The organism is Pseudobutyrivibrio ruminis HUN009 (assembly GCF_000703005.1).
In the GTDB taxonomy this organism is placed as follows: Bacteria; Bacillota; Clostridia; order Lachnospirales; family Lachnospiraceae; genus Pseudobutyrivibrio; species Pseudobutyrivibrio ruminis_A.
Map to the genome: position 1 here is coordinate 320,514 of NZ_JNLH01000001.1, position 15,412 is coordinate 335,925.

Here is a 15,412-nt window from a genome sequence, read left to right on the forward strand (position 1 = left end):
GATAAATCCTCCTAAAATATCCCTCTGAAAACAATTCCAATCTATTTTATCCTCTTTTTTCGCTTATTTCAATAAAAATCACTCTTTTTCATTGAAATTAATACCTTCTAGAGGCAAATTGAACCTTTTTGTTTACAACCTTTACATTTGCTTCTCCAAATTTCTCGTAAAGGATTTCGAGATTCTCAGCTGTTGCGCCTATTCCCCAGTTGTCTGGCATACGTTTTACAGCCTTTTCCTCGGTTAAATAGATAACCATATTGTCATTGCCATCCATACTGCGAATTGTGTCAGAAAGAAGCTGTTCCTTTGAATCGTACTCTGCCTTGTTGCTAAATTGAATCCAGATTTCTCGTTTGCAATCATCAAAGCTCTTTATATCCTGGCAAATGATTTTTGCGTCCTTTTCTTCCTCTGCCTGAACTCGACCGCTGATAAAGACTTTATTATTTTCTGCAATCAAAGAACGGGCTGGCTCGAAGCTGTTAGGGAATACAATTACTTCCACCTGACCTGTAAGGTCTTCCAAAGTAATGAATGCCATAGCCTTGTTGTTTTTAGTGTACTTAATCGTTACATCTGTAATCATTCCACCTACAACAACTGTTTTATTATCTTCGACCTTGGCCATTCCTGTTTCATCATCAACAAGGAATTCACTGGCATGAGCTGTAACATTTTTCTCAAGAAGCGCTATGTAATCATCAAGTGGATGACCACTTACATACACTCCCATAAGCTCTTTCTCAAAGGCTAATAACATTTCCTTATCGAATTCTTCAACAGGTGGCAATGAGATTTTCAAATCTTCCTTTTGCTCTTCGCTGGCAAAATCAAAAAGAGACATCTGACCATCAATCTCATTTTTCTTTTTGCTATTCATGGAATCCAAAATGCTTGGGAAAATCATGCATTTTTGTCTACGGTTTCCATCAAGAGAATCAAGTGCTCCTGATTTGATAAGGTTTTCAATGGTTCGTTTGTTGGCATCATATTTGCTAACACGATCTATAAAGTTTTCCAAATCATGGTATGGTCCATTCTTTTCACGCTCATATTTAATGGCGTCGATTGTTGGACGACCAACTGATTTAATTGCATATAAGCCGTAGCGAATGCTTTTGCCATCAACAGAGAAACGGCCATCTCCATAATTAACATCTGGAGGAAGTACCTCTATTCCTGAAGAACGGCATACACCAATGTATTCAGCAACCTTTCCGCTGGCATCAATAACAGATGTCATAAGAGCTGCCATGAATTCGATTGGATAATATTTCTTCAAATATGCTGTCTGCAAGGCAACAACAGCATAGGCGGCAGCATGGGATTTGTTGAAAGCGTACTTGGCGAAATCAACCATGTGATCGTAGATTCCATTAGCCACCTGGCTTGAAATGCCATTTGCTACACATCCAGGAATCTTAGTAATCTTTCCAGTGATATGGTTTTCGATTTGACCACCGTTAACGAAAATCTCGCGGTTCTCCTCGATGACATACTGCTTCTTTTTACTCATGGCACGACGAATTTCATCGGCGCCACCAAGTGAGTATCCAGCCAATGACTGAACGATTTGCATAACCTGCTCCTGATATACGATACATCCGTAGGTAGGAGCAAGGATTGGCTCTAGTTCTGGGCATTCATAAACAATGCCATCCTGATTATTCTTACCTTTTATGTAGTTAGGAATGAAATCCATTGGACCCGGACGATATAGTGAAATACCGGCAATAATATCTTCGATTGAATGAGGCTTTAGCTCCTTCATGAAGTTTTTCATACCAGTGGATTCAAGCTGGAAAACACCCTCGCATTTACCAGCGGAAATCATTTCCATCACACCCTGGTCATTATAATCTATATTATCTATATCAAGCTTGATGCCATGATTCTTTTCTACAAGCTTTACTGCATCATTAATAACTGTAAGGGTACGAAGACCGAGGAAGTCCATCTTTAAAAGACCAAGCTCTTCAATGGTAGTCATAACAAACTGTGTAACGATTGTACCGTCACCACCTCTTGAAAGAGGGACATATTCATCCATTGGCTTTCCGGCAATAACAACGCCTGCCGCATGCATACCAGTGTTTCGTGGAAGTCCCTCAAGAGTACGAGCTACATCAATAAGATTTTTGATTTGATCATCCGCATCATACATGGCCTTAAGGTCACGATTCATTTCAAGCGCTTTGTCCAAAGTGATGCCTAAATCCATAGGAATCATTTTGGCAATGGAATCCACATAGCCATATGGTAAATCCATTACTCGGCCTACATCACGGATAACACCACGAGCCTTTAATGTACCGAAGGTAACAATCTGAGTTACGCATTCCTTGCCGTACTTTTCAATAACGTAATCGATTACTTCTGAACGACGCTCGTAGCAGAAGTCAATATCTATATCGGGCATGGATACACGCTCTGGGTTAAGGAAACGCTCAAACACCAGGCTGTATTTGATTGGATCGATATTGGTAATTCCTGTGGTGTAGCTGACGAGAGAACCTGCAGCAGAACCACGTCCCGGACCTACTGGAATGCCGTGAGTTCTAGCGTAGTTGATGAAATCCCAAACAATAAGGAAGTAATCAACATATCCCATGTTTTTAATAACATTTAATTCGTATTCAAGACGAGATTTGAGGCTTTCAGCCTTGTCACCATAACGACGGTCCAAGCCCTCATAGCAAAGCTTATTCAGATATGTCCATGAATCATAGCCTTCTGGAACCTCGAAATGAGGAAGCTTTGTCTCACCGAAAACGATTTCTACATGACATCTATCTGCTATTTCCTGGGTACGATAAACCGCTTCCTTTGCATAAGGGAAGAGCTCTAGCATTTCTTCTTCTGATTTAACATAGAACTCGTCTGTTTCAAAACGCATTCTATCTACATCCTGAAGCTTTTTACCTGTTTGGATACAAAGGAGCACATCATGGCTAGCTGCATCTTCTTTGTTGGTGTAGTGGCAATCGTTTGTAGCAACAAGTGGAATGCCAGTCTCCTTTGAAAGACGAAGAAGCCCCTGATTAACAGTCTTTTGCTCATCAATACCATGATCCTGCATCTCAAGGAAGTAATTATCTGCTCCAAATGTATCGCGATATTTGATAGCAACCTTTTTGGCATCATCATATAATCCACGGGCAAGAAGCCTAGCCACCTCACCTGCAAGACAAGCAGATAAGCAAATAATACCCTCGTGATATTTCTGAAGAATTTCAAAATCCACACGTGGCTTGTAGTAATATCCATCTACAAAACCTGCAGAAACGATTTTTATGAGATTCTGATATCCTTCGTTATTTTCTGCAAGCAAAATAAGATGGTAGTATCTATCCTCTCCCTGTACTCGCTCTCTATCAAAACGCGAACCTGGAGCAACATAGACCTCACATCCTAATACAGGATTTATTCCTGCTGCTTTACACTCTTTATAAAAATCTATAACACCATACATTACTCCGTGGTCTGTGATAGCTGCTGCAGTCATACCCATGTCTACGCATTTCTTAACATATGACTTTATCTTATTCGAGCCATCCAGTAGTGAATACTCTGTATGTGTATGCAAATGAACAAAACTCATAAAAACCTCTAGTCCGTCTGTTACGTTTACAAGCATAGCTTGTTAACTACAGACTCCTCTATTATTTTAGATTATACGAGAGACGATAGCTCCTCCACGATTTCGCCCATCTTCGCTAAAGCTGCTTCGATTGGGGCTGGGGTGGTGAGGTCAACGCCTGCTATTTTCAAAAGCTCAACAGGTGCATCAGTGCAACCTGATGATAAGAACTTTTTGTAGCGAGCCACAGCTGGCTCACCTTCTGTAAGAATCATTTCTGCAATAGCTACTGCCGCGCAGAATGATGTTGCATACTGATATACATAGAAATTGTAATAAAAGTGAGGTATGCGAGCCCACTCATATGCTATCTCTGGATCAGAAATCATATCTGGTCCATAATAACGCTCATTTATGTCCTTATATATGGTCGACAGGTTTTCTGCGTTCAAGCTGTCTCCATTTTCTACCATTTCGTTTGTAATCTTTTCAAATTCAGCGAACTGTGTTTGACGATAAACAGTTCCCTTAAAGCTGTCCAGATAGTGGTTCAAAAGATATGCTCTTTCCTTCTTATCTGTACAGTTTTTAAGCAAGTACTCTAAAAGCAATATTTCATTGCAGGTTGAAGCAACCTCTGCAACAAAGATTTTATAATTTGAATAGATGTATGGCTGTGCACTATTTGAATAGTAGCTATGCATTGAGTGTCCCATTTCATGAGCTGTTGTAAACATATCATCAAATGTATCGTTATAATTTAAAAGCATGTATGGATGGCAGCCGTATGCAGTTGCTGAATATGCTCCACCCTGCTTTCCTTTGTTCTCATATACATCAATCCAACGATTTGCAAAACCTTCTTTTAAAAGCTCTACATAATCATCCCCAAGAACTGCAAGTGCTTTACAGATAGTCTCCTGAGCCTCTTTATAAGTAACCTTTTTAGCTACATCAGCAATCATTGGTGTGTAGATATCATACATATGAAGCTCATCTACACCAAGGCACTTTTTTCTAAGTGAAACATATGCATGAAGCTTATCCAGATTTGCATTAACTGTCTTGACCAAGTTGTCATAAACCTCTGGTGAAACATTGTTTGCGTCCACTGCAGCTTCAAGATTTGATGAGTATCCTCTCACTCTTGAATGAAATACTCTCTGTTTTACTTCTCCACTATATGAAGATGCTAATGTATTAATATACCCCTTCATTGTGTCGTAGTATGCCTTAAATGCATCTTTTCTGACGCGTCTGTTAGCTGACATCAAAAATGGAACAAAACGTCCATGTGTAAGCTCTACTTCTTCCCCGTTCTCATCTTTGATGGTAGGGAATTTCATATCAACATTTGTGAATGCCTCATACACTTCTGATGCAGTGTTGGACATTTCTGTTGTCATAGCAACAACCTTCTCCATTTCCGCCGAAAGGGTGTGAGCCTTTAATCTTTGGATTTCTTTTATCTGCTTCTTATATAAATCAAGCTTTGGCTCTTTATTGTAGAACTCCTCAAGCTTTGCTTCATCACAGGCTAATATTTCAGGGTCGATAAAGGATACATCAGAACTGATTTTGGCCATAATGCTGAAGACCTTCTGATTCATGCTTTGATGAAGAGTGTTTCCCTGGTCCTCATCAAAAAGTCGAGCTGCATAGTTGTATGCGAACTCAAGCTTTTCAGAAATGAAGGCTGAAAGCTCAAGCACCTGCAAAAGAGTATCTGCGCTTTCACACACTTTTCCCTCAAACTTAACAAGCTCCTCCGCTTTACCAAGAATAACTTTTATATCTTTTTCCCAGTCACTGTCGCTTGCATACATATCTTTAAGGTTCCAAGTATCTTCCACCTTGACCTGGTCTCTTGTAAGTAACTCCTTTGCCATCTCATTATCCTCCATCTAAATCCACTGAATCTTTCACTATTCTATCACAGATTATTCAAAGATACATTGTATTATAAAAATGTTCCCACCGGGAAATGGCGATAATATTTATCATAATTTATAGGAGGATTCCATGGATAGCCGTGAGGATTTAATCAAAGGACTAAGCCAGGCAATGAATGGCAACAAAGAAGACGAACTTGGTCGTCAATTTTTTGCAGATACAAACACTTTAAAGACAGGTGCTGCTGGTGGAAACGTAGAAGTTAGTGTTCTTGTATCGAAAGCAGAATTTGGAAGAATTGCAAGCGGTGTTTCAAAATATCACGTAACAGACCGCCGCGGAATCGAAGACGGTAACGATATTACATTTAACGAAGTAGAAGCTGATGGCTTTACTCAAACAGGCCACAAGCTTACAAAACGTGTACTTGATGTAAAATCATATCTACAGATTAATGGATTAAAAGAAGGCTATTATATCGTAGCATTTTAATCATGTGCATTTGCTACTTGAAGCTACATGCTTCAGGTAACTTATTATAAAAGGGCTCTGGAGACCTCCCAGTTTAGTTGGAATCCAGAGCCCGATTTTTAAATTTTTTCGTATGTATCGCCGAAAATATTTCTTTCTATTATATATACATCTGATTTATCTGTAGCTGAAACAGCCATATAATCCCCTGGCTTGCCAAGATAATAATGCTCTGGGTCCCACTTTGTGAAGACCTTTGTGCGAACACTTACTTCCTTTGCATATATCTCGCTTGTGCCAATCGATATACAACTATGTGCCCATGGCAATAATTCTCGGCTAGTGCCTTTATCTACATCTTTTATTGTAGGTGGGTAGTTTCCAGGATAATCATATTCTTCATCAGAAATTTCATATTTCTTTACAAATGTATCCCATGTCATAGGATAAACCTCACCCTTTATGCCAATGGCGATAACTGTGTCTTCCTGAATTTCAAGTTCCACATCACCCTCTAAAGTACGAATGACACATCTGCTTGATGCTGGAAGAATATCTGTAGCTTTAACATATCCTACATGGAGACGTTTCTTTTTATATTTAGCCATGCCTTTGGTATTAGCAATATAATTATCTGTATAGATTATTTCGTTGTCCTTGAAATATTCCTTCATTCGTTCTCTGAAGAACTGCTGAATAGCTGGGGCTGTGTACTCCATCTCCTGTAATTCCAAAAGAGAACGGCGAATCTGTCCACCAGCTTTTATCAAATGACCACCGCCATCACCAACACCTGCACAGATAAATCTGGCAAGCTCATCTGCCTTTACTTCTTTTATACAGCTTCGTACGGAAATCTTTACGCCACCTTCGTGGATAGAATATACAAGACAACAATGTACATCCTCTACTTCAAGAAGCATATCTGAAATAATGCCTAAAACGTTTGGATCACATGGATCTGATTTTACAATTGAGTAATGATTATCGCTGTAATATTCCGAACCAAGCAGTGCAATTCCGGCAATTCGAAGCTCCGCCTGGGAAATGTTAGAATTTCTAAACTTGGTGATAATAGACGCACTATATTTTAACTCATCGCGCATATCCATATCTAAAGGATGATGAAGCTCCGAGAAATTGTTGCTATCTGTCATCAAGCCATAATAAAGGGCCGTTGCAAGCTTTACATCATCATTAGCATCGTAGCCAGCTTCCCTAAGCATATCCCACACAACTGTGGCACAGCTAGCCTGATATGAACGAACCTCTGCTAATTCTGGAAGCTCATTTGCCACCTGATGATGGTCGATAATTGCAATATTCTTAGCCTTGAACTGCTGAATATTGCCTTCTCCGTACTGACTGTCTACTGTCACAAGTACATCAGGCAAACCATTCTTATCAATTCCAAGGATTTCATTTAGCTGCTCCTGATAGCGCACATGATGAATGCAAATATCCAAATCCTCAATCATAAGTCGCAGATTGCTTTTAGATATTTCAAAATTACCACCATATACAAATCGGGCATGTTTGCCATTTGATTTTAAATATTTCATGACAGCAAAACCAGATGCAAGAGCGTCTGCATCCGGATTATTGTGGCATTGCACTATGATATTGTCGAATTGTAATAATTGTTCTAGTTTCATAAAAACTATTATATAGTTTTAACTATTAAAATAAAAGAACTATCTCCCCAATAGTCTAATTATTGTCTTTTTTCTCAATTATGAAAACTGTACACTTTCATTCCAGTTTCCTGACAACTTATTACAATTTTGCACAAACATTGAATTTTCAGCGATTACAGCGACTATTTTCGTTGACAGTTCCAATTTGTAACATTATAATTTCTTTCTGTCTCTATTAATATTTTTATAACGTTTTAAGGAAGTTATGGAAAATCAAATATTATTAAATGATATTGTAAACGCAATAGAAAACGGTGAGCTTCAAGCGTATTACCAGCCACAGTATAATGCCAAAAAAGGTGTTGTGGGAGGAGCTGAAGCTCTTGTAAGATGGATAAAACCAGATGGTACTGTCATCTTACCAAAGGATTTCATACCTGTTTTAGAAGAGAACGGCCAACTTTCTATTGTAGATTGGTTCATTGCTGAAGAAGCATGTAAAACTATCAAGCTACTTAAAAGCAGAGCTGTTAGAATAAGCGTTAATTTCGGAAGAGAACATGCTCATGACTCTCATTTCATAGAAAAGCTAGATAAACTTGTTGAGTCTTATAATATTGATAAGTCTCTCTTAGGAGTTGAAATCACTGAATCTGACGTAGCAACAGATAAGCAAGAAGTTATTCAATGGGTTAATGATATCGTTGCCGCCGGTTATTCAGTTTCAATTGATGATTTTGGTTCTGGAATGTCTTCTCTTTCATTTGTAAAAGATGTCCCAGCCAACATTCTAAAAATTGATAGATCTTTCTTGGCTGACAATTGTCAAACAGAACGCGGAAAGATGACTCTTGAATCAGTATTCTATTTTGCTCACAGGCTACATCTTCTTACAGTTGTCGAAGGTGTAGAAACAGAAGCCCAGCTTCAATTTATCAATACATGCGATTGCGATTATATTCAAGGATTTATTTTTTCTAAACCTCTTGAAAAAAGTGAATTTATTCGCATGTGTATTGAGGAAGCACCAGTAGAAATCGGCTCAATGGAACCTTTCGAAGAAGGGGCTGTATTTGAACAAGTTAAAATTCTAATAGATTCGGTATACAAGAAGTTTCAAATTATCAAATTTGCCAACATAAGTAAAAACTCATATACATTTATGAGGCATGAGAACTTCATAAATACAACTCTACCTGAAACAGGTTCTTACGATGAATGCCTAAGACAAATTGTAGCTGTCACAGTACCTGAATCACAAAAGGAAGTTTTAAATGCTTTCAACAGAAAAAGCCTTCTTGAAGCATATAAGAATGGTGAAAAGAGAGTAATTAGAATCGTCTACCAGAAAGATGAGAACGATGAACTCCACAAGGTTGCCATAGAAGACTACTTCATGGAAAGTGAAAGAAACAGCGATGTATATGTAGTGTCATTCATTCAGAATCTTGATTTTGAAGACGGAACATATGTATAAAAAGGCAGGACTTAATGTCCTGCCTCTTCTACTAAATGGGAATATAAATAGGTCAACGACCACTTTTTATTTATAGGTGTCACCATAGCTTTATATACTATGGCTGGCGCCTTTGTTTGTTTATATGCATCTAAGAACACATCTAGATTATCACTTGTAAACCCATCAAAAATCATAAGCTCTGTAATCACATTGCTAGAATCCTTCATTGGCTTAGGATTTTTGCTTTCCCCAATAATATGCTCCACCGATTTATGAATATCATCCTTGGAAATTGTCACAAGCTCTGCCCCCGCTACGCTACAGGCTTTGCTGACTGCTGCTATTTTATTAAACATTAAATTATAAACGTATACTTTCATGATTATGATTGTAAACAATTTATCAGGAGAATGCTAGTTCTCAAATAACCATTCCATTACAGCTACACATCTATATGCATAATCGAATGATAGCCCGCTTATGTGATGTGCATGTGTTGTTTTTTCGAACGTTTTATATTTTCTCTTTTCTCCTTAGAATCATATAAGCTACCACACATATGATTAACTGAATGACTCCTCCAAGTGGTGCTGCAAGGCCCATTGGAAACAGAGTATCTGGATAATAAATTGATGCAAAATATGCTCCTGGTACTCTCATCAAAATGATGGATGCCACGTTGTGGATAAATGAAATATATGAATAGTTTGATGCTACAAAAAATCCGCTAAAGCAGAAGTGGAATGAGGCAACCGTACAGTCAAATACATATGATTTGATATACGATACGCCAAGTGCAACTACCACCATATCATCAGTAAACATTCCAATTACTGGGCTTGCAATAAATTGGAATGCAATTGCAAATACAAGACCAATTGACACTGCTATAGTCATGCCATAGAAAAGTGTTTTCCTTGCCAGAGGCTTGTCCCCTGCGCCGATTGCCTGAGACGATATTGTTGAAATAGTTGATAGCATTGATGAAGGTACTAAGAATAGGAATGAAATAATCTTTTCTACGATACCTACCGCCGCTGATATTTCAACACCTCTTGTATTGGCAATAATTGTAATGATTAGAAAGGAAATCTGGATAAATCCATCCTGAAGACATACAGGCACTCCAACTCTTAAAATGCTACCTAAAACAGATTTATCAATTCGTAAATCCGTTTTAGATATTGTCACCAGTTTCATTTTATAAATAGCAATAATGGAGATTAAGACACTGAACGCCTGAGCAATAATTGTAGCCCATGCTGCGCCAACAGCCTTCATTCCAAAGCCACCGATAAACAAATAATCCAATGCAATGTTGAAAACACAAGCAATTGCTATGAAAATCATTGGGCTTTTTGAATCCCCGAGGCCTCTGAAAATCGCTGCAATTACGTTATATGCAGCAATAAATGGAATGCCTGCAAAACAAACAATAAGATATGCTGTAGTTTCATCAACAGCTTCCACTGGAGTACTCATAACAGAAACAATTGGATTCACTAAAGCCAGCAAAAGTACTGCTAATAATACAGCAACTATAGCAAATAAAACTATCGTGTTTCCGATAGTCTTGGATATTTTAGCTCGGTCCTTAGCTCCTACATTTCTTGCAATCATAACAACAGAACCCATAGCAAGTCCCACGATCATAACCGTAATCATGTGCATTACCTGGGAACCGATTGATACACCTGATATAGATGCAGCTCCATTATACTGGCCAACTATAAACAAATCAGCCATTCCATAGAGAGTCTGTAAAAAATAAGAGAGTAGAAAAGGCCCTGAAAAAATCATAATGTTCTTTAGTAAGCTGCCTTGTGTAAGATTTTTCTCCATGAGTTTATTCTCCTAACTAAATTTGGGCTCTATTCTACTCTAAATATCCTTTAAAATTCAACTATTTTATGATTCAACCAATATACCTGTGCGATATGCTTCAAGCAATTCTTCAAGCTCCATAATATTCTGCTTTAATGCTTGTCCATTGTCTGTGTCTGCCACAGTCTTTCGTCTGTCCACGTGTTGAACAAGCACTGTGTCAGAATGAATATCGCTTCCAGTTTCCACTGCTTTTTCTACAGATTCAAAAGGCTCATGTGCCGCAAGTAAGAAACCATATGAATTATATGTAAGTGTGTATCCCGCGATACCAGTCTTTGGTTGATAAGCTTTTGAAAATCCTCCGTCGATTACTATTAATCTTCCACCACACTTGATAGGCAACTCACCCTTTTTTGCTTCCACTGGAACATGACCATTTATAATGTGGCTCTCAGGTGCGTTAAGACCAAACTCATTGAGAATCATAGTTACAGTTTCGTCTTTGTCATACCAAGTGTAATATGGATTTTTTTTCTCCACATGTGTCTCTTTGTCTGCTACAAAATAGCGCTCAAATGTGGCCATTTTGTCTTTCCCGAACACAGGAGAATTTGCGTGGCACCATGTATACCAAAGCATATCCATGCCCTTTTGTTTCTCCTCCGGGTCTATTGCATAGTAACCCTTTCTAAGAAGCTGTTCTAGGGCGTCATACAATGCTTTTCCTTTATAGTGTTTGCCACACAATTCCACATCCTTGAATTGGCCCTTGTCATCAAGAGGGACACAACCATGAAAAAGAAGGTTGTTATTGTAAGTCTTATATAATCCGCCTTTACGATATAAAAATCCTACATGCTCCTGTAGCTTCTCACACTTCATAAAAGCTACTCGAAGCTTATCCATTACATCCTTTTCTTCTTTGGATAAAGCATAAGGGTCTTCTGGATTAACTGTTGGAAAATTGCAATCTAAAAGCTCATACTCTTTACCATCTATAAGGACAACTCCCCTTGTTAGATCCATCTTATCTAGAAGAAGTCTGTCATCCATATTAAACTCAGGATGTTCCTTTATGAGCTGCCCCTCAATTTTGAACTGAATGATTGCTATGGCCTTATGCATCTTCCTGTCAATTTCCGCATTTGCCAAATCATACTCGCCCTCACGATAGTGTAAAGCAAACTGGTCGCAAGGATCCTCCTTGTAGGTCTCCATAGCAAATTTGAACAGTGGAAGAAGATTTATGCCATAGCCATCTTCAAGAATATCAAGGTTTCCATATCTAGCAGAAAATCTGAGCACTGTGGCGATACAAGCAAGCTGTCCTGTTGCAGCTCCCATCCAAACTACATCATGATTTCCCCATTGAATGTCCACACTATGATACTTCATAAGAATATCCATGCAGATATGTGGACCTGGCCCTCTGTCGTAAATATCTCCTACAATATGAAGATGATCCACCACAAAACGGCTGATTGCATTCGATAGCGCCACAATAAGCTCTGGCGCTTTTCCAATACGAATTACCGTGTGGATAATTTCGTTAAAGTATGCTTCCTGGTCACTGTGGTCTCGTCTGCCAGTAATAAGCTCCTCAATAACGTATGCAAAATCCTTTGGCAAAGCTTTTCGCACCTTTGACCTGGTGTATTTGCTAGCAGCTGCCTTGCATACTTGAATCAGGCGGTTAATCATCACAACATACCAGTCGTCCATTGAATTACCCCAGCCTGATTCTTTAATCATTCTGATTCGCTCTTCTGGATAATAAATAAGGGTGGCTAAATCTCTCTTTTCTTTCTCCGAAAGCATGTTGCCAAACTCTTCATCGATTTTGCGCTTCACCGCTCCCGAGCCATTTCTTAAAACATGAGCGAATTGCTCATATTCACCGTGAATATCCGAAAGAAAGTGCTCTGTACCTTTTGGAAGGCTAAGAATCGACTGCAAGTTAATAATTTCTGTAGCAGTGGATGCTACATTAGGAAATTGCTTGGACAAAATCCTTAAATACTGCTTTTCCATTTCATTCTGTTGCATCTTCTCTCCTTTTGTATTCCCTTTTCCCTACATCTTTAATTAAACTTTACACTATCAAAGGAGCGAAAGAAACAATAATTTATATAATATTTTTAGATATATAGTTATATCAATGCCTTGATATCATCTTCTACATTTGTGATTCCTGCTATACCAAAATTCTGCACAAGAACGTTTGCAACATTTGGTGAAAGAAATGCAGGAAGTGTTGGGCCAAGGTGGATGTTCTTTACTCCAAGGTAAAGTAGTGCAAGAAGAACTATTACAGCCTTCTGCTCATACCATGAAATGTTGTAAACAATTGGAAGTTCATTAACATCATCAAGTTCAAACACTTCCTTGAGCTTTAATGCGATAAGCGCCAACGAGTATGAGTCGTTACACTGTCCTGCATCCAAAACTCTTGGAATTCCATTGATATCACCAAGGTTTAGCTTATTGTATTTGTACTTTGCACAGCCTGCCGTAAGAATCACTGTGTCTTTTGGAAGCGCCTTAGCAAATTCTGTGTAATACTCACGAGATTTTGCTCTTCCATCGCAACCAGCCATTACAACAAACTTTTTGATTGCTCCCGTTTTTACTGCATCTACTACACTATCGGCAAGAGCAAATACCTGCTCATGAGCAAATCCACCTACAATTTCTCCACGTTCAATTTCCGTAGGTGCATCACATTTCTTAGCCATTTCTATGATTTCTGAAAAATCCTTTGTTTCACCATAAGGCGCATCAATATGCTTACATCCAGGATATCCTGCTGCACCTGTTGTAAACATTCTATCTTTGTAAGAATCTGCAGGTGGCACAATACAGTTTGTTGTCATCAGAATTGGACCATTGAAGCTTTCAAATTCTTCCTTCTGCTTCCACCATGCATTACCATAGTTTCCAGCAAAATTATCATATTTCTTAAAGAATGGGTAATAGTGGGCTGGTAACATTTCTGAGTGAGTATATACATCTACTCCGGTGCCCTTAGTTTGCTCTAAAAGCATCTCTAAATCCTTCAAATCATGACCTGAGATAAGAATACCAGGGTTATTTCTTACACCTATATCTACTTTTGTGATTTCAGGATTACCATAAGCTGACGTATTGGCTTCATCAAGAAGTGCCATACCATCCACTCCATATTTTCCTGTCTCAAGAGTTAAGGCAACCAAATCATCTACAGAAAGACTATCGTCTAAAGTAGCTGCAAGCGCTTTTTGAAGAAATGCATCAACATCCTCATTATCCTTTAAAAGAGCATTTGCATGCTTCGAATAAGCAGCGAGCCCCTTAAGGCCATATGTTATTAATTCTCTCAATGATCGAATGTCTTCATTTTCTGTTGAAAGAACACCTACAGTCTTCGCCTTCTCATCATACTGTGTTTTATCACCATTCCAGATAGCGGCATCTGGAAGATTGCTCTTATCTGTAAGCTTTTCTAATAACTGTTCTTTAACGTTAATAGTTTCTTCTATCTTCTGGGCTATTGAATCATAATCAAAATTTGCATTTGTAATTGTTGTAAAAAGATTTACCGAAATCATATGATTAATATCTTCTGAAACCTCTTTACCCTCTGCTCTAAGCTTTGTTGTTACAAATGAAATTCCTTTGGTAACGTATACCAATAAATCCTGAAGATTTGCTACCTCTGGCTTCTTTCCACAAACACCTGACATTGTGCAGCCAGTGCAGCCTGCTGTTTCTTGACACTGATAACAAAACATTTTATTTTCCATTGTTTACCTCCATTTTCTAACCGGATTTCTTTGATGCTCATAATATACAGCTAGAACGGGAGTCAGTTTGTTGCAATTGCAACAGTTTGATTTTATAATAAGCTCATGAAAGAAATAGATTACAATGATATTCCCCTATTCGAGGGAATTCACCCGGACAATTTGAATAAACTACTGATTTGCATCAACTCCTTTAAAAAGGATTTTGAAAAAGGGGAAACCATCATTATGGAAAAGGACAAAGTCCCTTATATCGGAATTGTTCTTTTTGGAAATGTGCACCTTCTGAAAGAAGATATATGGGGTAACTCATCGCTTCTATCCTATGTTGGACCAGGGGAACTGTTTGGAGAAAATTTTGCTGTCAGTGTAGAGCAGGAATCTTCCGTTACTTTTGTTGCCGTAGAAAAAACAAGAGTATTATTTCTTGCTGCTTCAAAAATCATCCACACATGCGAAAACGCTTGTAGCTTCCATGCCAGAATAGCAGAAAACATGTTTCATCTATTAGGACAAAAAAGCATCTCCTATATGAATAAACTGGAAATCATGTCAAAAGAATCTATTCGCGGAAAGCTTATGGCATATATTTCCACCCTCGCTCAACAGCAAAAGTCTAAATATATAAAAGCCCCCCTGTCACGAACACAGCTGGCTGATTACTTATCCATCAACCGTAGCGCCATGACAAGAGAGCTTGGTAAAATGCGTGACGAAGGAATTATCGACTTCGATAGAAATACCTTTGTCATCAAATAAT

Annotated in this window: 10 protein-coding genes; 3 read left to right on the top strand and 7 right to left on the bottom strand. The window is 38.4% G+C overall.

What is annotated here, in order from left to right; all coding sequences use genetic code 11:
• Positions 1-97: 97 nt before the first annotated feature.
• A complete protein-coding gene (locus BO15_RS0101445) occupies positions 98-3,604 on the bottom strand; it encodes a DNA polymerase III subunit alpha (protein WP_033154601.1) in 3,507 nt (1,168 codons plus the stop codon).
• Positions 3,605-3,675: 71 nt separating this feature from the next.
• On the bottom strand, positions 3,676-5,472 hold the full coding sequence (pepF, locus tag BO15_RS0101450; RefSeq protein WP_033151738.1) for an oligoendopeptidase F: 1,797 nt from the start codon (positions 5,470-5,472) through the stop codon (positions 3,676-3,678).
• 133 nt (positions 5,473-5,605) lie between these two features.
• On the opposite strand from pepF, the gene BO15_RS0101455 reads away from it, so the two are divergent.
• A complete protein-coding gene (locus BO15_RS0101455) occupies positions 5,606-5,968 on the top strand; it encodes a hypothetical protein (protein ID WP_033151739.1) in 363 nt (120 codons plus the stop codon).
• A 98-nt stretch (positions 5,969-6,066) separates the two neighbouring features.
• Here the strand turns inward: BO15_RS0101455 and BO15_RS0101460 are convergent, their stop codons facing one another.
• Positions 6,067-7,602: a DHH family phosphoesterase gene (locus BO15_RS0101460; protein ID WP_081828510.1), complete on the bottom strand. Its 1,536-nt coding sequence runs from the start codon at positions 7,600-7,602 to the stop codon at positions 6,067-6,069.
• A 247-nt stretch (positions 7,603-7,849) separates the two neighbouring features.
• Here BO15_RS0101460 and BO15_RS0101465 point away from each other — a divergent pair, with 247 nt between their 5' ends.
• Complete coding sequence (locus tag BO15_RS0101465; protein ID WP_033151740.1) at positions 7,850-9,061, top strand: EAL domain-containing protein; 1,212 nt, start codon at positions 7,850-7,852, stop codon at positions 9,059-9,061.
• A gap of 11 nt (positions 9,062-9,072) precedes the next feature.
• Here BO15_RS0101465 and BO15_RS0101470 read toward each other — a convergent pair whose 3' ends face one another.
• The 4 genes from BO15_RS0101470 to hcp all read right to left on the bottom strand — a co-directional run bounded on the left by BO15_RS0101470 (position 9,073) and on the right by hcp (position 14,652).
• Positions 9,073-9,399, bottom strand: coding sequence for a DUF3783 domain-containing protein (locus tag BO15_RS0101470; RefSeq protein ID WP_157752294.1), 327 nt, complete (start codon positions 9,397-9,399; stop codon positions 9,073-9,075).
• 157 nt (positions 9,400-9,556) lie between these two features.
• The gene (locus BO15_RS0101475) at positions 9,557-10,885 is read right to left on the bottom strand and encodes an MATE family efflux transporter (protein ID WP_033151742.1); all 1,329 of its coding nucleotides are present in this window, start codon (positions 10,883-10,885) and stop codon (positions 9,557-9,559) included.
• 66 nt (positions 10,886-10,951) lie between these two features.
• A complete protein-coding gene (locus tag BO15_RS0101480; protein ID WP_033151743.1) occupies positions 10,952-12,916 on the bottom strand; it encodes a fructose-1,6-bisphosphatase in 1,965 nt (654 codons plus the stop codon).
• Positions 12,917-13,020: 104 nt separating this feature from the next.
• On the bottom strand, positions 13,021-14,652 hold the full coding sequence (gene hcp, locus BO15_RS0101485) for a hydroxylamine reductase (protein ID WP_033151744.1): 1,632 nt from the start codon (positions 14,650-14,652) through the stop codon (positions 13,021-13,023).
• Positions 14,653-14,757: 105 nt separating this feature from the next.
• Here hcp and BO15_RS0101490 point away from each other — a divergent pair, with 105 nt between their 5' ends.
• Entirely contained in the window at positions 14,758-15,411 is a 654-nt protein-coding gene (locus BO15_RS0101490) for a Crp/Fnr family transcriptional regulator (RefSeq protein ID WP_033151745.1), read from the top strand.
• The last annotated feature ends 1 nt before the right edge of the window (position 15,412 follow it).